Annotated in this window: 17 protein-coding genes and 4 tRNA genes; 4 read left to right on the forward strand and 17 right to left on the reverse strand. The window is 41.8% G+C overall.

What is annotated here, in order from left to right; translation table 11 throughout:
* Position 1: 1 nt before the first annotated feature.
* The 9 genes from rsxD to J8Z28_RS06720 form a co-directional block, all read right to left on the reverse strand.
* Positions 2 to 1,054: an electron transport complex subunit RsxD gene (gene rsxD / locus J8Z28_RS06680; protein WP_250660123.1), complete on the reverse strand. Its 1,053-nt coding sequence runs from the start codon at positions 1,052 to 1,054 to the stop codon at positions 2 to 4.
* Positions 1,051 to 3,738, reverse strand: coding sequence for an electron transport complex subunit RsxC (rsxC, locus tag J8Z28_RS06685; protein ID WP_250660124.1), 2,688 nt, complete (start codon positions 3,736 to 3,738; stop codon positions 1,051 to 1,053). The genes rsxD and rsxC overlap by 4 nt, the downstream gene beginning before the upstream one ends.
* 8 nt (positions 3,739 to 3,746) lie before the next feature.
* A complete protein-coding gene (gene rsxB, locus J8Z28_RS06690; RefSeq protein WP_054563643.1) occupies positions 3,747 to 4,301 on the reverse strand; it encodes an electron transport complex subunit RsxB in 555 nt (184 codons plus the stop codon).
* A gap of 1 nt (position 4,302) precedes the next feature.
* Positions 4,303 to 4,884, reverse strand: a complete 582-nt coding sequence (gene rsxA, locus J8Z28_RS06695; protein ID WP_054553689.1) for an electron transport complex subunit RsxA — start codon at positions 4,882 to 4,884, stop codon at positions 4,303 to 4,305.
* Between the two features lie 175 nt (positions 4,885 to 5,059).
* Positions 5,060 to 7,003 carry an EAL domain-containing protein gene (locus J8Z28_RS06700; RefSeq protein WP_054563644.1) on the reverse strand — a complete coding sequence of 648 codons (1,944 nt, stop codon included), beginning with the start codon at positions 7,001 to 7,003 and terminating at the stop codon, positions 5,060 to 5,062.
* 181 nt (positions 7,004 to 7,184) lie between these two features.
* Positions 7,185 to 7,261: transfer RNA gene (locus J8Z28_RS06705), tRNA-Asn, on the reverse strand.
* Between the two features lie 29 nt (positions 7,262 to 7,290).
* Positions 7,291 to 7,367 (reverse strand) — tRNA-Asn (locus J8Z28_RS06710).
* Positions 7,368 to 7,386: 19 nt separating this feature from the next.
* Positions 7,387 to 7,463, reverse strand: a tRNA-Asn gene (locus J8Z28_RS06715).
* Positions 7,464 to 7,484: 21 nt separating this feature from the next.
* A tRNA-Asn gene (locus J8Z28_RS06720) sits at positions 7,485 to 7,561 on the reverse strand.
* Positions 7,562 to 8,623: 1,062 nt separating this feature from the next.
* Between J8Z28_RS06720 and J8Z28_RS06725 the strand changes: the two genes are divergently transcribed.
* Genes J8Z28_RS06725 through J8Z28_RS06740 form a run of 4 tightly spaced genes read left to right on the forward strand, consistent with a single transcriptional unit; the run spans position 8,624 to position 13,585 of the window.
* Entirely contained in the window at positions 8,624 to 10,003 is a 1,380-nt protein-coding gene (locus J8Z28_RS06725; protein WP_250660125.1) for an MATE family efflux transporter, read from the forward strand.
* Positions 10,000 to 11,994 (forward strand): excinuclease ABC subunit UvrB, encoded by a 1,995-nt coding sequence (gene uvrB / locus J8Z28_RS06730; RefSeq protein ID WP_054563646.1) that lies wholly within the window; start codon positions 10,000 to 10,002, stop codon positions 11,992 to 11,994. Before J8Z28_RS06725 ends, uvrB begins: the two co-directional genes overlap by 4 nt.
* 5 nt (positions 11,995 to 11,999) lie before the next feature.
* Entirely contained in the window at positions 12,000 to 12,929 is a 930-nt protein-coding gene (locus J8Z28_RS06735; protein ID WP_250660377.1) for a class I SAM-dependent methyltransferase, read from the forward strand.
* Positions 12,929 to 13,585: a tRNA (adenine(22)-N(1))-methyltransferase gene (locus J8Z28_RS06740; protein WP_054563648.1), complete on the forward strand. Its 657-nt coding sequence runs from the start codon at positions 12,929 to 12,931 to the stop codon at positions 13,583 to 13,585. Before J8Z28_RS06735 ends, J8Z28_RS06740 begins: the two co-directional genes overlap by 1 nt.
* Before the next feature lie 15 nt (positions 13,586 to 13,600).
* Here the strand turns inward: J8Z28_RS06740 and J8Z28_RS06745 are convergent, their stop codons facing one another.
* From J8Z28_RS06745 to dinG, 8 genes are all read right to left on the reverse strand, one after another.
* The gene (locus tag J8Z28_RS06745) at positions 13,601 to 13,843 is read right to left on the reverse strand and encodes a hypothetical protein (protein ID WP_054563649.1); all 243 of its coding nucleotides are present in this window, start codon (positions 13,841 to 13,843) and stop codon (positions 13,601 to 13,603) included.
* A 69-nt stretch (positions 13,844 to 13,912) separates the two neighbouring features.
* Positions 13,913 to 14,800 carry a DMT family transporter gene (locus J8Z28_RS06750; RefSeq protein WP_250660126.1) on the reverse strand — a complete coding sequence of 296 codons (888 nt, stop codon included), beginning with the start codon at positions 14,798 to 14,800 and terminating at the stop codon, positions 13,913 to 13,915.
* Between the two features lie 72 nt (positions 14,801 to 14,872).
* Positions 14,873 to 15,031, reverse strand: coding sequence for a YbaM family protein (locus J8Z28_RS06755; protein ID WP_082401733.1), 159 nt, complete (start codon positions 15,029 to 15,031; stop codon positions 14,873 to 14,875).
* The gene (locus tag J8Z28_RS06760) at positions 15,028 to 15,300 is read right to left on the reverse strand and encodes a late competence development ComFB family protein (protein WP_055199425.1); all 273 of its coding nucleotides are present in this window, start codon (positions 15,298 to 15,300) and stop codon (positions 15,028 to 15,030) included. Before J8Z28_RS06760 ends, J8Z28_RS06755 begins: the two co-directional genes overlap by 4 nt.
* Before the next feature lie 46 nt (positions 15,301 to 15,346).
* Complete coding sequence (locus J8Z28_RS06765; RefSeq protein WP_250660378.1) at positions 15,347 to 16,240, reverse strand: histone deacetylase family protein; 894 nt, start codon at positions 16,238 to 16,240, stop codon at positions 15,347 to 15,349.
* On the reverse strand, positions 16,237 to 16,845 hold the full coding sequence (locus tag J8Z28_RS06770; RefSeq protein ID WP_054563653.1) for a primosomal replication protein: 609 nt from the start codon (positions 16,843 to 16,845) through the stop codon (positions 16,237 to 16,239). Before J8Z28_RS06770 ends, J8Z28_RS06765 begins: the two co-directional genes overlap by 4 nt.
* Positions 16,846 to 17,622 (reverse strand): TSUP family transporter, encoded by a 777-nt coding sequence (locus tag J8Z28_RS06775; RefSeq protein WP_055021493.1) that lies wholly within the window; start codon positions 17,620 to 17,622, stop codon positions 16,846 to 16,848.
* Entirely contained in the window at positions 17,622 to 19,697 is a 2,076-nt protein-coding gene (dinG, locus tag J8Z28_RS06780; protein WP_054563655.1) for an ATP-dependent DNA helicase DinG, read from the reverse strand. The genes J8Z28_RS06775 and dinG overlap by 1 nt, the downstream gene beginning before the upstream one ends.
* Between the last annotated feature and the right edge of the window lie 15 nt (positions 19,698 to 19,712).

Here is a 19,712-nt window from a genome sequence, read left to right on the forward strand (position 1 = left end):
ATTACACCCCATGGCCGTAAGTACGTGGTTTCGTGTAGTAATCAATTAAAGGTACCGCCATATTTAACAGCAATACACTAAATGCCACAGCATCAGGATAACCACCGAAAGTACGAATTAAGTAAACAAGTAGACCAATTAACGCACCGTAAATTAAACGGCCTCTATTCGTTGTTGATGCAGAAACTGGATCGGTAGCAATAAAGAATGCCCCTAACATGGTTGCACCACTGAATAAATGAAATACCACGCCTGGCTCTGTGCCAGGAGCTGCAATATAACCAATACCACTGCACACGGCCAATGAGGCTAAAAAGCTAACAGGGATATGCCAATTAATGATTTTAGCTTTTAATAAATAAAGCCCCCCGATTAAAAAGCCGAGGTTAACCCAGCCCCAACCAAGGCCAAACCAGTCATTAAAAAGAGGCTTACTCATGCTCTCAGCCACCGTTAGGTGATGGGCGACATCTGTTTTAACGGTATCAAGCGGCGTTGCCATGGTTGTGCCATCAATCGCTACACGTAATTGATCAACACTAAAACCAGCGCTGGTAAAGCCATTGAAAATAACAGACAGTTGCTGTGAGAAGCTTATCGAAGATGCAAGTAAATCACTAACAGGTAACCAGCTTGTCATTTGCACCGGAAACGATACAAGTAGTAATACATAAGCTGCCATAGCAGGGTTAAATAAATTAAAGCCAAGGCCGCCATAAAGCTGCTTTACAATAACAATTGCAAACAAACAGCCAATTACGATAATCCACCAAGGCGCTAAAGGCGGAATACTCAACGCCAGTAATACGCCTGTTAACCACGCACTACCATCACTGAGTGTTGGCCAAACTTTGCGTTTACGAAGCATCAATACAGCGGCTTCACAGGCGCTAACTGTAATTAGCGCGAGAACAAGCTGAATTAAAACAGCGCTACCAAAAAAGAAAACTTGCGCGATTAAGCCTGGAATACACGCAGCAATCACTGTCATCATTAATCGGCTTAATGATTTATGGCTATGATTATGCGGCGAACTCGCCATGGTTAGTTTCATGACTTATCGTTTCCTTCTTGTTGTAACTTTTTCGCTTTAGCTCTTGCAATGGCACGAGCGACCGCTGCTTTTTTCTTATCTTCGCTAGACTCAGGTTCATCAACCTGCGGTTTTGAATCATCCGTATCGCTAGAATCATCAAGTTGTTCTGATGATTCGTCACTCTGCGCTTGCTCTTTAGCGGCCTTTTTCGCTTTGGCGCGAGCGATAGCGGCAGCAACAGCGGCTTTTTTCTTATCTTCGTTAGATTCAGGTGCGTCAGCCTGTGGCTTGGCATCAGCCTCATCATTTGAATCATTTATTTGCTCTGAAGAATCGTCACTCTGTGCTTGCTCTTTAGCGGCTTTTTTCGCTTTGGCGCGAGCGATAGCGGCAGCAACGGCGGCTTTTTTCTTATCTTCGTTAGATTCAGGAGCGTCAGCTTGTGGCTGGGCATCTGCCTCAGCACTTGAATCATTAGTTTGCTGTGAAGAGTCGTCACTCTGCGCTTGCTCTTTAGCTGCTTTTTTGGCTTTAGCACGGGCGATAGCAGCTGCAACAGCAGCTTTTTTGTCATCAACTGGCGCGCTATCTTCTTCAGCTTCAGTTTGATTCTCAGCAGCTTGTGCTGCTTTTTTCGCTTTAGCACGGGCGATAGCAGCGGCAACAGCAGCTTTTTTGTCATCAACAGGCGCTCTATCTTCTTCAGCTTCAGTTTGATTCTCAGCAGCTTGCGCTGCTTTTTTCGCTTTAGCACGAGCGATTGCAGCAGCAACAGCAGCTTTTTTGTCATCTACTGGTGCGCTATCTTCTTCAGCTTCAGTTTGATTTTCAGCAGCTTGCGCTGCTTTTTTCGCTTTAGCACGAGCGATAGCAGCTGCAACAGCAGCTTTTTTGTCATCTTTTGGCGCAGCGTCAGTTTCAGCAGAAGCGTTTTCTTCTGTAGCTTGTGCGGCTTTTTTCGCTTTAGCGCGGGCAATAGCGGCAGCAACAGCAGACTTTTTATCGTCTTTATCGACGCTTTCTTCACCTTGCTCTAGTGCTTTTTGCTCTTTGTATTTACGTGCTTGTTCTTTACGCGCTGCACGCTCTTTAGCTACTTCAGAGTTATCAGGCTCAAGCTCAGCACCTTGCTTTTTCGCTTTCGCTCGGGCAATAGCTGCAGCGACAGCTGACTTACTGTCTTTATCATCAGATTTAGATTTAACACGCGCGAGTGCATCGGCCACTTTTTGTTTTTCGCCATCTGACTTAGCAGCCGGCTTACGTTTATGGCGGTTTTGACGCTCTTCTTGTTCGCGCTCTAAGCGCTCTTTACGTGCTTCAAAACGCTCTTTTGCTCGCTCTGCTTTGATTTGCTCTGCTTGCTGCTCTTTGATTTCAGCTTTAGCAACACGATAGTACTGCACCAAGGGTATTTCGCTTGGGCAAACATAAGCACAGGCGCCACATTCAATACAATCGAATAAATTGTGCTCGTTGAGTTTGTCGTATTCTTTAGACTTAGCAAACCATTGTAATTGCTGAGGTAACAATGAAGCAGGGCAGGCATCAGCACAGGCACTACAACGAATACAGGCTTTTTCATCACCCGGCTCAGCAAGCTCTTGGTGATCTGGCGCTAAAATACAGTTCGTCGTTTTAACCACACCAATACGCACGGTTGGTAAGGTAAAGCCCATCATTGGACCGCCCATAACCACTCGTTGCTGTGGAACCGGAGAAAAGCCTTGGCAGTCTAATAAATGTTTAATTTCAGTGCCTAGTAAAGCCCACACATTACCTTGTTTATGAATGGTGTTACCGGTTACCGTTACTACACGCTCTATAAGAGGTTTACCTTCATGTACGGCTTGATTTACCGCAAACAAAGTACCGACATTTTGCACCAACATACCAATATCGGCAGGAATACTGCCACTAGGGACTTCTTTGCCCGTTAGCAATTTAATTAGCTGTTTTTCACCGCCAGAAGGGTAAACCGTTGGTACTGTTTGCACTATGATGCTGTCGTTATGTTGTGCTGCGAGTTTCATGGCAGCAATGGCATCAGGTTTATTATCTTCAATACCAATAATTGTCAGCTGTGGACTTAATAGCTGCTGCATTAATTCAATACCGGCAATTATACCATCGGCATGTTCGCGCATTAGCATGTCATCAGCAGTGATATAAGGCTCACACTCAACAGCATTAACAATTAAAAACTCAATGGCTTTACGGGTATCTGCTTTTACATAAGTTGGGAAGCCAGCACCGCCCATACCTGCAATACCACTTTGATGAATAATATCGACAAGCTCATCATGGGAAAGTGCTTTAGCATCAGGCACAGGGTTAAGCTCGCACCAGTTATCTTCACCATCAGGTTCAATAATTACGCTAAGCTCAGGCAGTGCTGAAGGATGAGCAGAAGGCATTGGGCAAATATCGCTGATCAACCCTGATGTTGGCGCGTGCACAGGCACTGACCAATTGCCGCTTGGCTTAGTTAATGCTTGACCTTTTAGAACCTGCTGGCCTTTTTCAACAATAAGTTTGCCGTTAGCACCAATATGTTGCTTTAGTGATACAACGAGCTTGTCTGGTAGTGGCAGTCTTGCAATGGCTTGTGTTGTTGATTGCAGCTTTTGACCTGGTGGGTGAACGCCTCCAGGTATAGACCACACTTTGCCTTGTTTAATTTGATCTATTAACTTTTCCATCTGTGCTCCTAATCTACCTGAGTCACAGGGATTGCGTTTAATTGCCATTTCCAGGTTTGTTTGGTTTCTTTGACAGGCAGCATATCAATACAGTCTACAGGGCATGGTTCAACACATAAGTCACAACCGGTACATTCATCGATTAATACAGTGTGCATTTGGCGAGTTGCGCCAACGATGGCGTCAACAGGGCAGGCTTGAATACATTTGGTACAGCCAATACATTCATCTTCACGAATATAGGCAACGGTTTTAACTGGATCTGCTTGCTCACCGCCAGCCAGCGGTTTTGCTTCAACACCCATTAAATCAGCGAGTTTTTTTACCGTGGCTTCGCCGCCTGGTGGGCACTTATTGATTTCGTCACCATTGGCAATTGCTTCTGCATAGGGACGACAGCCAGGGTAGCCACATTGGCCACACTGTGTTTGCGGTAAAATGGTATCAATTTGGTCAACAATAGGGTTGCTCTCAACGCGAAAACGAACGGCGGCAAAACCTAAAATTAAACCAAATATTAGCGCTAATGAACCTAACGCTATCAAAGCATAAAACAAGGTCATATTAAAACTTCACTAATCCTGTAAAACCCATAAAGGCCATCGACATAAGGCCTGCGGTGATCATCGCAATTGAAGCACCTTTAAAAGGAGCAGGTACATCAGCCGCAGCTAAACGCTCACGTAATGCGGCAAACAGTATTAACACCATAGAGAAGCCCACTGCGGCACCAAAGCCATACACAGCCGATTGTAAGAATGAATGGTCTTCTTTGATATTAAGTAGGGCAACACCTAATACAGCACAGTTAGTGGTGATAAGTGGTAAGAAAATCCCTAATAAGCGATAGAGTGTCGGGCTGGTTTTTCTCACCACCATTTCGGTAAATTGCACGACAACAGCGATAACCAAAATAAAACTCATGGTACGCAAAAATTCGATATCCAGCGGGATCAAAATATAATGATTCACCAGATAACTGGTCACGGAGGCAAGTGTAAGTACAAAGGTTGTGGCTAAAGACATACCAATCGCGGTATCTAACTTACCCGATACACCCATAAACGGGCATAAACCTAAGAATTGAACTAAAACGAAGTTGTTGACTAGCACAGTGCCAATCAATAACAAGACATATTCTGTCATGCGTGCCTCACGAGAATAAAAACGGCTCTATTATCCTTTTTTATGGGGGCCGACACAACACATGAGGGACGAATAGCTAAAATTAACAAAGCTGTTTACGATTAAAGTGTTAAAGCAAAGTTAATAGATGGAATAGGCCCAAAAATAGTAAGGTTTTTTGGGCCTTAAAGAGGGGTTAGATATCTTTTGGCTTTTCGATGTAATAGCCTTGCACACCATCTAAGCACAGCGTTTCGATGATATGTTTTTCTTCTTGGCTTTCTACGCCTTCAGCAAATACACTCACACCAATACGGTGAGCAAGATCTACCATTAAGCGCATAAAGTATTGATTGTTTTTATCTTCTTCGAGGCCGCGAGTATAGCTTGCATCCATTTTGATAAAGTCAGGTTTTAAGTCTCTAAAGAATTTAAATGAGGTTAACCCCACACCAAAGCGTTCTACAGTAATACGTGCGCCCACACGATGTACCATATCGATAAAGCGTTTACTTGCTTTAATGTTTTGTTGTAATCCAAACTCACTGACTTCAAAAATAAGTTTTGATGCAATGTTACTGTCTTTCAGTAAGCGGCGTTCTAACCAGATTACAAACTGATCATTGTGAGCGCTTGATGCAGTAACATTAATACCAAAGAATTTTTCAGAGAAATTACGGGTTTTAACTTTTTCTAAAGTGGTATCGATAATTAAGCGGTCAATTTCCATTGCCATTTCTAGCTTTTCTGCCATAGCAAGGAAAGAGGCTGTTGGCAGCATTTGATTTTCTGCGGTTTTAAAACGAACTTGAATCTCTGCATAGGCTTTAACACTTTTACCTATTGGCATAATGTTCTGCATAACCAAGTGAACACGTTTCGACTCAATCACTTCGCTAATAACTTTACGCCAGTTTTGGTTACCAAAACCTGCGCTGGCGTTATTAACTAAGTCTGTTTCGCGCTGCACATGCCATGCATTCGCTTGTTTTGATTGCGCCATGCTCATTGCATTATCAACAATCGATAATAACTCACCAAGCGGCTTACCTTTTTCGTAGCCAACAATACCTGTGTTAGCAACTGAGCTTAATTCTTGGTTTTGCTGATACTGAGTAAAACGCGATTGTAAGTTATCGCCAAAGCGTTCAGCTTCTTTAAGAGGGGTATTAGGTAATACCACTGCAAAGTCAGAGCTGTTTAAACGAAAAACCTGACTGCCTGTATAGGTGCCGCTAATATGTTTAATAATATCAGCCACACCTTTTACGTATTCATCACCTTTTTGGTAACCACGGGTTTGGTTGATGGTTTGCAATTCGCTACAACGAACCATAGCAAGCGAACCAAACGTGCTCTTTTCTACGTTCTCAATATTCTTTTCGTAGTACTCAACAAACATATTTCGATTGCCAAGGTTTGTAACTACATCTTTATACGCTTCTTTTTTTATATTTAGCGCATTATTTTGAATGTCATCATGCTTGGTCTGTAAGAAATGCGATAGGCGATTGAACGATGGAATTAAATCTTTGCTTAGCTTCTTTAAGCGGGTGGTATCCATTGCTTGCTCAAGGTCACCGTTAACCTGATTTTGGTTGATATAAATATCAACGATATCTGAAATGGTCGTACTAATTTTGCGATTTAGGCGGCGGAACATGCTCTTCATATAAATAATAGGAAGTAGGGCAATAAGGCCTGAAATCAAAACTACAATAAATAAAGACTGTTGTAATAGGCTAGCCAGGTTGTGTGCATTAATCGTAAACTCTACTTTAATGTCAGATGTTTGATTAACGGCGAACTGAGGGCGAATGGAATTAAAACTGTTATTAACTATTTCAGCAAACAAGGGTAGGGATTGGCTAGATTCTACCATGCTAACCACTTGACCTGATTGATCACGGATCACAAGTTTAGAAAAAGTACTGCCATCGGCAAATGCTTTTTGTATTTTCTCTGGTGCAAGTTGCTCAATGGTTTGTGTATTTATATATGCGTTTACTACACGCTGTGCTTTTTGCTGTGCATCACTGACTGCGCTATCAAAGCTAAGCGCAATAAAGTAACCACCTAATAATGCAAACAGCAACCAAGATATAAGTTGTATAAAAATAAGTTTTTTAAAGCCAGCCATGTTCTTATCTTTTAAAAGCCTAAAGGAAGGAATCAATTCCTTGATTGATTGCTTTAAGTATAGTCGTTGTATTCTAAAGCATAATATAGAATAAACTTAAATTAGGTTAGATTATAAGTGCTTTAAAGTCTAATACAATCGACGAATAATAGTAGATAAAATTTTAATAGATTCGCGGAGTTGGCTCCCCCTCCCCGACTCGAACGGGGGACCTGCGGATTAACAGTCCGTCGCTCTAACCAACTGAGCTAAGGGGGAACTAAATAGAGTAGTGTGGTGCTATGATTTGGCTCCCCCTCCCCGACTCGAACGGGGGACCTGCGGATTAACAGTCCGTCGCTCTAACCAACTGAGCTAAGGGGGAACAATCATATTCATAAACTTGGCTCCCCCTCCCCGACTCGAACGGGGGACCTGCGGATTAACAGTCCGTCGCTCTAACCAACTGAGCTAAGGGGGAATCGTTTATGATTGAAAAACTTGGCTCCCCCTCCCCGACTCGAACGGGGGACCTGCGGATTAACAGTCCGTCGCTCTAACCAACTGAGCTAAGGGGGAAGCGTCATGCCTTTCAACGGGGCGAAATATTAATGACAGCATTGCAAAGTGTCAACATAAAAACTTCATAAATTCAAAAAAGAAGCTTATTCGATGTTTTTATGTTCGATCTGAGCAAAATGTAGCTGAAAAGCTCAACATTTTTTGCTTAGCAGCGGAGGATCTATGTCGAATGCATCACTTTTTTGCATGCTTTTTGAGCTGAGTCATTTTTTAAAAATATAAAAAAGGTTTCTTTGCTAAGTCATTCTTTACCAAATCAAGGAAATCACCATTTATGTAATGTTTTTTTCGGATGGCAAAAAATAGATCTAATTCTTTTCGTGGCAGTTCCCACTCCTGATATTTTTTCGTGTATTTCCTTAATGAGGTAAAGGTAGGCTTCCCCGATTTTTGCTAGAAAATTCTAAAATTAATTGGCTTCAATTATACACAAAGTAATTTTAGTTCTTTTTATCAGATATTTAGCTTGTAATCTTTCCTTGTATTTTAATTGTCATACTTAAGTTCACGTAGCTGTAGAACATTTTTTGCGCCTTCTTTTCACTAAACTTATAAAACCGTTAAAACAAGATGCTTTGCTATTTATAGTATTATGCGTTTCAGGCTAGCCTTAAAAGCCTTTATATTTGCGGCTTCTAGCGAGTTATCCACGGTTTCTGTGGATAACTCTGTTTATTAAACTTTAAGAACAGCTATAGTGCTAGGATTTTCGAGGGCTACAGCAATTTCAAGTATTTAATTCACTTTTTTTAATTCATTTTAAATCAATGTGTTAGTGTTTTTATCTGAAGCCTTGCTGAATTGATGAGTAAATTTATTCGTGACGATGAAATGGCGCTATTTATTGTGTAAAAAAACAGCGAATACTGCCTTTTAATTGTAACAAAGCTATTAAACTTGTTTTTATATTGTTTTTTATGAGGGTTAGTGGTTATTTTTATGTCAAAGCGTCAAAAGTAATAGTTTTGTGTATGAATTTTGATTCTGTTAATAAAGCATAGCTTGCAAGAGAAGGATGCTTTAAACTTACAGGTTCAGAAAAAGAGGCAAAGTATTCCCATGAGCGTGAAACCGCAGAGCAAAACTAAACCTGATCTTTTAAACTCACCCATTCTGCCAACCTTGAAAAAAATGACCATCCCAATGATCTTTGGCATGATCACCCTAATGATGTTTAATTTGGTTGATACCTTCTTCATTAGTTTGTTAGGTACAGAGCCTCTCGCCGCTGTTAGTTTTACCTTTCCTGTTACTTTTACTGTTATTAGCCTTGCAATTGGTTTAGGGATAGGTACCTCTGTGGTTATCGCTAAAGCACTTGGTAGTGATAAGTTAGATGAAGCACGTTTTGATGCCAGCATGTCGTTGTTGGTATCGGTGGTGATGGTGTTTAGCTTATCTGTAGTAGGTTATTTATTAATAGATCCGATCTTTAAGTTATTGGGTACTGGCGAATTAGTCTTACCGCTTATTCATGAGTATATGAGTGTGTGGTTCTTAGGCAGCGTATTTCTAATTACCCCTATGGTTGGCAACTCTGTGCTTAGAGCCAGTGGCGATACCAAAACACCGAGTATTGTTATGGGTGGAGCAGGGCTGATTAATGCCATCTTAGACCCTATACTTATTTTTGGCTTTGGACCCGTTCCGGCATTAGGTATTCAAGGCGCAGCTATTGCTAGTGTTATTGCATGGTCAGTTGCTGTCGTTATCATTTTATACATCCTTGCGGTAAAAAATGGTCTATTGAGTTTGCATGCTGGTGTACAAACGCCGCTTAGCTCGATTCGTAAAATTCTTAAAATTGGTTTACCTGCGGCTGGCGCAAATATGCTGACACCTATTGCCATGGCGGTCATGACAGCATTAGTGGCTAAACATGGTCCTGAAGCGGTTGCGGCGTTTGGTGTAGGCAGTCGCATTGAATCTATTGCAAGCCTTGTGGTGCTTGCTTTGTCGATGACCTTGCCGCCATTTGTGAGTCAAAACTTTGGGGCAGGTAAGTTTGAGCGTGTTAAAGAAGCCTACACAAAAACCTTGAAATTCGTGATGATTTGGCAGTTCGCTATTTATATTTTACTGCTGTTAACCTCTGGCTTTATCGCTGATGTATTTGGTAAAGAGCAAGCGGTAATGGATGTGATTAAGTTATTCATTTATATCTTGCCATTGAGTTATGGCCTGCAAGGGGTGATTATTTTATCTAACTCTTCATTTAATGCTCTGCATAAACCAATGAATGCACTGATTTTAAGTGTAGTACGCCTGTTTGTTTTTTATGTACCTTTTGCTTATATAGGCAGCGAAATTGCAGGCTTAACCGGTTTATTTATTGGTGCGGCGATTGGTAACTTATTTACTGCAACGGTTGCCTATAAATGGTTTATCAAAGAAGTTGATGGGTTAAGTGAGTCATATATGAAGGAGTGTCATTCATGAGCGACCATTTCCAACTAGTTTCTAAGTTTCAGCCAAGTGGTGACCAACCAACGGCAATAGCACAGTTAAAAGATGGCCTAGAGGCTGGGCTTGCGCATCAAACATTATTAGGGGCTACGGGAACGGGTAAAACCTTTACCATGGCCAATATTATTAATGATTTGAATCGTCCAACTATCATCATGGCACACAACAAAACGCTCGCTGCACAGCTTTACGGCGAAATGAAAGAGTTTTTCCCTCATAATGCGGTTGAGTATTTTGTATCTTATTATGATTATTACCAGCCAGAAGCCTACGTTGTTGCCAGCGATACCTTTATTGAGAAAGATGCGTCTATCAATGAACACATTGAACAAATGCGTTTAAGTGCTACCAAAGCGCTGCTTGAACGACGCGATACCATTATTGTGGCTTCGGTGTCTGCTATTTATGGTTTGGGCGACCCAGACTCATATATGAAGATGATGCTTTTACTGAAAGTGGGTGAAACCGTCGATCAGCGCGATATGCTGCGCCGTCTGGCTGAGCTGCAATATACAAGAAACGATATTGAATTTAGCCGCGGTACTTACCGTGTACGTGGTGAAGTGGTCGATATATTTCCTGCTGAATCGGATACTTACGCTGTTCGTGTGGAAATGTTTGACGATGAAATTGAACGTTTAAGTATTTTTGACCCGCTTACAGGGGCTGTTGAAAAGCACATTGTGCGCGCAACTATTTACCCGAAAACCCACTATGTAACTCCCCGTGAAAAAATTCTTGATGCCATTGATAAAATTAAAGGTGAGCTTAAAGACCGCCGAGCTCAGCTACTTAGTGCCAACAAACTTGTGGAAGAGCAGCGTATTGCTCAGCGCACCCAGTACGATATTGAAATGATGACCGAGCTTGGTTATTGCTCAGGCATCGAAAACTACTCGCGATACTTATCAGGTAGAACACCGGGCGATCCACCGCCGACATTATTAGATTACTTACCTGATGATGCATTGATGATTATTGATGAATCACACGTTACTGTGTCGCAAATTGGTGCTATGTATAAAGGCGATAGAAGCCGTAAAGAAAATCTTGTTGAGTATGGCTTTCGCTTGCCATCGGCATTAGATAACCGCCCATTACGTTTTGAAGAATTTGAAGCCATTGCGCCGCAAACTATTTATGTGTCGGCAACACCTGGTGACTTTGAGCTTGAGCGCTCATCAGGGGAGGTTGCTGAGCAGGTCATTCGTCCAACCGGGCTTATAGACCCAGAAATTGAAGTGCGCCCTGTGGGCACCCAGGTTGATGACTTACTTTCTGAGATCTATAAACGAGTTGAAGTGAACGAGCGGGTACTTGTTACTACTTTAACTAAGCGTATGGCAGAAGATTTAACCGACTATCTCAACGACCATGATGTAAAAGTTCGCTACTTGCACTCAGACATCGACACCGTTGAACGAGTCGAAATTATCCGTGATTTACGTGCCGGTGTGTTTGATGTGTTAGTGGGCATTAACTTATTGCGAGAAGGTCTCGACATGCCAGAGGTTTCACTTGTTGCGATACTTGATGCTGATAAAGAAGGCTTCTTACGTTCGACTCGCTCACTTATTCAAACCATTGGTCGTGCTGCGCGTCACTTAAATGGTAAAGCGATTCTTTATGGCGACCGCATAACTAACTCGATGCGACAAGCCATTGATGAAACAGACCGTCGCCGTGAAAAACAACAAGCTTATAACCTTGAGCATGGTATAGAGCCGCAAGCACTGGTTAAAAGTATCACCGATATTATGGATGTGGGTGAAGAGGCAAGTCCGAAAGATAACCTTAAGTTGGTGCGTAAAGAGTCTAAACAAGTGCTCAGCGCGAAAGATATTGCTAGCCAAATCAAAACCCTTGAAGCGAAAATGCATGCTTATGCTAGCGATCTTGAGTTTGAAAAAGCGGCGTCTGTGCGTGATGAAATTCACGAATTACAACAACAGTTAATTAACTAAAGATGATGACAAACGATTTTTCTGCCATTTTAAATGCCTTAGCAGAGGCTCCACTTGCTGCTAATGAATTATGTCGTGTATTCCATGGCCGTGGTCACTCAGTCGCTGAGCTGAGCCACATAAACTTAGACTTTTATCCGCCAGCACTTTTTTTAGTTTCATATGAAGAAATAGATGAACAAGTGCTTGCCCAATTAACTGATACCCTGTGGCAATGGGCGCAACAGAATGCGCCAGAGCTTGTAAGTGCATTGGTTTACCAACAACGTAGCGGCATTAACACTCGTAATGCCCTGATGTTTGGTGAATTACCCCAAGAGCACCATGTCAGTGAAAATGGTATTAAGTTTAAAGTCGATTTATTGAGTCGCCAAAATACTGGGATTTTCCCTGATATGCGCCGTGGCCGAGAGTTTGTTCAAGCCAATAGTAAAAATGCAAAAGTGCTCAACCTATTTTCATACACGTGTGGCTTCTCTGTTGCAGCAATGCAAGGTGGTGCTGACCAAGTTATTAATATGGACATGAATAAAGGTGTGCTGCGAACAGGTAAACAAAACCATCAGTTAAATGGTTTTGCTCAAGGTGTTAGTTATTTTCCGCACGATATTTTAAAATCATTCGGTAAACTAAAAAAATCAGCGCCGTATGAATTAATCATTGTTGATCCACCGAGCTTTCAAAAGGGTAGCTTTATATTGACCAAGGATTATCAAAAAATCTTGCGTCGTTTACCTGAGCTGTTAAATGAAAACACCCAATTATTACTGTGTGCCAATAGCCCTGAGCTTTCAGAGCAGGCCTTTAAAGATCTCATTAGCGATCATACACAAGGAGCAATTAGTTTTGTTGAGCGATTAGCAGCTACTGATGGCTTTGTTGAGGTAGACAGTGATCGCAGCTTAAAAGCGTTAGTTTATAAAACAGCAAACTAATGACACTGAGTAAACGGCTTTCAGCCATCGTTGATGTGGTTGATTCAGGTTATGACGAGATCTGGGATTGTTGCTGTGATCACGGTTTGTTAGGTATTGAGCTGTTACAGCAAGATAAAGCACCGCTTATACATTTTGTTGATATTGTGCCTGAGTTGATGCAGGCACTAAGTGATAAACTCGAACGTTTTGCTAAAAGAGAGCAACGCGGCCGTTGGCAGGTACATTGCCAAGATGTAGCAATGATTTCACCAGATCCTAAAAAACGCCATCTTGTTATTATTGCTGGAGTGGGTGGTGAGTTGTTAGTGCAGTTCTTAGCGAAGATTGTAAGCCAACAGCCAAATACGCATATCGACTTTATTGTTTGCCCAGTGCATCACAGTTATCAAGTTCGTAGCTATTTACAAACACTGCCCTTGGGGCTCGTCTCTGAGCAGTTGGTGTGTGAAAACAAACGATTTTATGAAGTTATTGCCATGAGTGCGTCATCTTCGCAGCCGATCACGCGAGTAGGGCACTCAATGTGGCAGCTAACAAGTAAAGAGCACCAAACGTATTTAAAGCAGTTATGTGCTCATTACCAACGTATGTTAAATCAAGACGCCGATTATTATCAGCCTGTGCTTGAACAATACAGTGCATTATTATCTTAATTAGAGTTAACTTAATTAAAGTTTATTAATCTCTTGTTTTACGCTGTAGCTAGAGTCAGTAACAATGGCTTCGAGAGTTTGTACTCGCTCTCTTAGCTCTTGCAGCTCTTTTGTTACTTCGGCTACATGTTCGTTGGCTTCTTTTGAATTTTTTAAAGTTCGTGATTTAAACTCAAGGTGTTTTTTATACATATCATAAATTACCCCAGAGCCAACTGATATCAGCACGATTAACACCACCATGGTAGTACCTGACATACACTTCTCCTTCCTTTTTTAGTACCTAATAGAGTATAGATTGTATTTAAAAATGCAATTTGCATTCTGTTACAAGGTGTTTCGTTTTAGAAACGGCTTGATGCGAATAAAGCCTGTAACGAGCATAGTACCTGCGATAACACAGAGTGCGCCAACCAAGGTATTGGGACCAATTTGCTCATCTAAAATTAAATTTCCCCACACTATGCCAAAAAGTGGAATCAAAAAAGTAACAGTCAACGCAGAGGTTGGGCCAATGTCATCAATCAAGCGAAAGAACAAGATATATGCCACTGCAGTACATAGCACTCCGAGTGCCACCACACCAAGCATAACCTCGTTACTTGGCATTTCTCTGGCAGGAATAACAAAAATAAGCGGCAGCACCATGATACTCGCCGTCCACATACTGCCATGGGCATTATCAAAAGCAGATAACTTAGGTGCATGTTTAGTGTAATGGGATGCGATGGCGTAGCTGAGTGAAGCACACAGTGCCGCAACAATTGCCGTGATAGCTTGGCTGTCGATAGTCAGGCTATTTTGACCTACCAAAATGGCCACGCCCGTTAAACCCAACAGTAAGCCAAGCAACATACTTTTAGTGGGTTTTGTTTTACTCCAAATAATACCCACGATGGCACCCCAAATTGGCGTTGTTGAGTTTAATATGGATAAGGTAGATGCATTAATTGTTTGTGCTGCATAGGCAAACAATAAAAAAGGAATGGCGGAATTAAGCGCGCCAATAATGAAAAAATGCTTTTTGTGGGTCGCGAACGCAAGTTTCTTGCGTAAGTACAGCGCAAAAATAAACAGTGTTATTGCTGCAAAGCCGACTCTTAACTCAATTAATACTGCAGGGCCTAAGCTATTCGCTGCCATGCGCATAAATAAGAAGGAAGCGCCCCAAATAGCAGCAAGGATGAATAAGCGTAATAAACTTGGCAATGACATGGTTTTACATTCTTAAATTATAAAACCTGAGCATACCAAATTTATGCCCCAATACTCGCCATTTTCGGACTATTAATCAGTTGATTGTGGGAGTTTTTTTTCAAAATCAGATTTTACGATCTCTAAAGCCGCTAATACATCTTCTGCGGGAACGTCGTTTTGCTCTAAGAGCATAATGAGATCAACAGCAATTTTTATATAGTTAGGTGCGCTTTCTAACTCACTGCTCATGCTTTTAGTTCCTTTTTCTTAGCAACTTGGCTAATGGCAACATCGATAGCAGTTTGCACTTGTTGCTCCATTTTAATGCGCTCTGTTTGTGGTAAATAAAATTCCATATCGACATCGTAGCGGATGTAGCGGGCAGGCAGTTGGTTTAATACGGTGCAGCATAAATCTGCCATAATATCATCACTATAGGTTGATTCTAAGTTGCGCTTAGTGATGTCTTCGACAACTAATTTTTCATAGTAGTTGTGAATGTCGTCATGCATTTTCATACAAAATAAGCCTAATTAAACAGTCACTTTTAGTGTATACCAAGCTTTAAAATAAATCGACAGCTGCCCTAAAAAGCTGGCCATGTACATCAACCAAACGGCTTAAATTGCGTTGATAGCCACCGCCCATAGCTGCAAACACTGGGATATCAGCTTCCTTCGCTTGGCTTAATACAAAATGATCACGTTGATACACGCCTTCTAAACTCACTTGAAAGTGTCCTAATTCGTCATCTGTTGCGATGTCTGCGCCGGCGTTATACAAAATGATATCTGGCTGGTGGAGTCTAATGGTCAGAGCTAAAGCTTGTTTGACTGTCTCTAGGTATTCAGTATCTGAAGTGCCATGCTCTAAAGCAAAATCGTAGTTTGATTGCTGCTTAATGCGGGGGAAGTTTTGCTGACAATGAATTGAGCAGCTAATTATTTGAGGATGTAGTTGCGTAACTTCAGCTGTACCGTCGCCTTGGTGAACGTCACAGTCAAAGATTAATGCGGAGTCGGCTTGCTCAGTATCAATCAAGTGTGCAGCAGCTATCGCTAAGTCATTAAAAATACAAAAGCCACTACCATAGCCCGTAAAAGCATGGTGATAACCACCACTTAGATTAAAAGCCGCACCGCGTTGCAAAGCAAACTCAGCGCCTTGAATACTCGCCCCAACAGAGTAAAGTGTTCGTTCAACCAATTCAGTGGACCAAGGAAAGCCCATTTTTTTAATGGCTTTGCTATCAAGACTGCCAGTTAAAAAAGCGTCGACATAGTCGGGGTTATCGCACAGAGTAAGCTGCGCTTTAGTGGCTTGTTGTGGGGTAATGAAATACTGTTCATCAATGAAGTTGCTGACAAGCTGTTTTAACAAGCGATATTTATCAATTGGAAAGCGGTGACGCTCAGGTAAAGCTAACGCTGAATAACTTGGATGGTAGTAAAACATTATCTCAGCTGCTGTTTCTCGACCTGTTGAATTTTGTCTTCAGTGGCAGAAATTGCCTTACGACAACGGCCAAGTCTTGCGTGTAATGCGAGTATTTCTTTGTTAATTTCGGCTGCTTGCTGTGTATTTGCAGCTTCAAGTTTTAGTTTTCGCTCTTCGATCATCAATACTAAGCGGCGTTCAAACTCATGGTTTTGCTTTAGTTCGTCATAAAGTTCATGGGATGACTGCATGATTTTTTTAACTGCTTGTTTATAAACCTGTGGTTTAGCTTTTGGCTTAAAACTGTACTTATTTTCTTTAGCCCATACCGGGGTTGATTTGATCACATTAAATACCGCCTCTACCTGAAGGGTAATGCGCTCAAGTGCATATTGGTAAGCATGGCGATGCTCAGCAGGCGGCAAGCTGTTAAGCTCATCTTCGATTTCGCTTACGTAGTCCGCTAGCTTCATACTTTTTGTGCTAAACACGGCTTTATCAAACAAACTTGGTTGGGCTTGCATATAGCGATTTTTAGCAAATAAATTACCCTTATCAAATTGTGTGGCTAATTGTTTGAGCCTTTCAATTTGTGAACGTAGTTTATCAAAAGCAGTCGATTGCATTTATAAATAAGCCTCATAGATTAACTTTAATGCTAACACTATAACCACAGTGTTAAACACTGGGCGGATCATTTTACTACCAAACTTTATTGCTGAATGTGCTCCTAACCATGCTCCAAGCATCAAGAAAAAGCCCATTGTAATACCAAGTAAAAAGTTCACATGGCCAAGCGCCACGAATGTGATCAAAGAAATAAAGTTTGAAACAAAGTTCATTGAGCGGGCAAGGCCACAGTTAAGCAACAAACTCATTTTATATAATAGGCTATTTGAGGCTGTCCAAAATGTGCCAGTGCCGGGGCCTGCTAAACCATCAAAAAAACCAAGCCCTAATCCTTGTAGCCATTGTTTAATTTTAGTTTTGCTATCAAGCTTTGGTAACTCGTTATGCTCAGTTGTACTTAAACTGCCAAATAAGCTGTAACAAGCGACTAAAATAATCACCACCGGTAGTAATTTATTTAAAAATTCAATACTTAAGTAATCAACCACTAAAGTGCCTACGAGTGCCCCAATAGCTGTCGCTAAAATAGATGCAGCCCAAAACCGTGGGTTGAACAACTTTTTACGAAAATAAGTCACGCTGGCCGTCAATGAGCCAAAACTCGCTGCAAGTTTATTGGTACCTAAGGTGAGATGGGGCGGTAAGCCTGCAGTTAATAGCGCTGGCACAGTTAACATCCCGCCACCGCCTGCAATTGCATCAATAAAGCCCGCTGCCAGTGCGACTGCGCATAATAGTGCCCAGGTTGCTGGGTCTAAAGCTAATTCAAACATTAATAATCAATTTGTCTTTTAAAAGGTGGCAAGGTATCGAGCATGGCTTTGCCATATCGCTTGGTCACTAAACGGCGATCAAGGATAGTAATGCGACCCTGATCATTTTCTTTGCGCAGCAGTCTACCACAGCTTTGTACTAATTTCTTTGCCGCATCAGGTACGGTTATCGAAAGAAACGGGTTGCCACCTTTACTTTGCACAAACTCAGCCTGCGCTTCTTCTATTGGTGAGGTAGGCACCGCAAATGGAATTTTTGTAATTACCAGGTTTTCTAAGTATTTACCTGGTAAATCAAGACCCTCAGATAAACTTTGAGTACCAAATAAATAGCTAGCACGGCCTAAATCTACATTGGCTTTATGCTTTTTAAGCAGTGCTTCACGAGACATTTCACCTTGCACTAAGACCTCAATTCCTTTGCTACGAAGCGTTTTAACAACATGATCCATCTGCCAATAAGAGGCAAATAACACTAAATTTGCTTTTTTATCATCAAGGAACTTAGGTAACTGCTCAGCCAAGTGGTCGCTAAACGCTTTATCGGTCGGCTCAATATGGCTGGCAGGGATATGTAGCGTCGCTTGTTTTGGGTAATCAAACGGAGAAGGGACTTTTATGTATTTTACGCCTTCTTCTTTGGCAAGACCGCATTCATAGGCAAAGTGATCAAATGAACCCAATGCAGTTAAGGTGGCTGAACAAAGAACGGCACCCGCACATTGATTCCATAATTTATCTTTTAGGTAATAGCCAACTTCAATAGGGCAATCACTGAGTAAATGGTCGTGATGGTTCTTATATTCCAAGCGTTTTATCCACCTGGCATGTGGAATACCTTCGCCTTTTGTGGCGTAGCTAAACCACAGCTTGTTTAATAACTCTAAGCGATTAATGTACTGACCACTTTCAGCCAAGATTGGATCGGCCACATAAGGTTTTATATCGCCATCACTTACGTCTTGCACTAGGGTATCGTGCATCTTGTTGAGTGCTCTTAGGGCATCAAGGGTGGCATCGCTAATATCTTTTGCTTTGGTATGTAAAGATGCTGGGATTTCACCGTGCTCAAAACGATAGGTGTCATCACTGTTATAGTTAAAGTCTGCGTTATCAAGAATATCACGCACCACTTTTAAGTTTTTACCAGCATCATTGATACTGTCACTGAGCTTAAAATTTTGCCCAATTGCTTTTTGACCTACGAGCACATTGGCCATTTTACCAGCAAATTTAACCAGCTTGTCGAGCCAGTCTATGGTGCCTTTAATGGTTGCTGCAGCAGAAGAAAAATCGCGGGTGATGTGCGCTAAATGGTGCGCTTCATCGATTACATAAATTGTATCGTCAGGCTCAGGTAGAATTTTACCGCCACCCAAATCAAGATCAGCCAGTAATAAAGAATGGTTGATCACTAGCACATCCATTTGCATAAGACGCTGACGTGCCATATGAAAAGGGCAGAGCTGATGAGCGCGCATTTGTCGTTGGCATGAATGCTTATCACAGGCAATTAAATTCCACACTTTATCAGGAATAGTATCAGCCCAGCTATCTCGGTCGCCTTGCCATTGCTTTTTTGAATAAGCATCATAAAGTTGCTTTAAGCATTTGGTTTCCATATCAGAAAGCGGCGATGACAGGGTCGGCATAAACTCCATTTGCGTTTGACTGTCGCCATTTACAGCGGCACTGAGTTTTTGTGCACAGATATAACGCTGTCGACCTTTCACTAAATCAAACTTGATGTCTAGGCCAGAGTGCTCTTTAAAAAAAGGCAGCTCCTTACTAATTAACTGCTCTTGTAGGGCAACGGTTGCCGTCGAAATCACTAATTTCTTTTTCTTGGCCATCGCTAAAGGCAATGCCCCTAAACAATACGCCAGTGACTTACCGGTTCCGGTGCCTGCTTCAATAACACAAATTCGTTGGCTCTTGTGATACTCGCCAGCCAGGGTTTTTGCTATCTCGGCAACTAAGTAGTTTTGACTGCTTCTAGGGCGGTAATCGGTGAGGTTATCAGCAACATGCTTATGAATTTGCCGAATTGTTTTTTTTAAAGAGTCAGAAAGCATGCCCAGAAAACCTAA

Source organism: Pseudoalteromonas sp. SCSIO 43088 (genome assembly GCF_023650795.1).
Classification (GTDB): domain Bacteria; phylum Pseudomonadota; class Gammaproteobacteria; order Enterobacterales; family Alteromonadaceae; genus Pseudoalteromonas; species Pseudoalteromonas shioyasakiensis.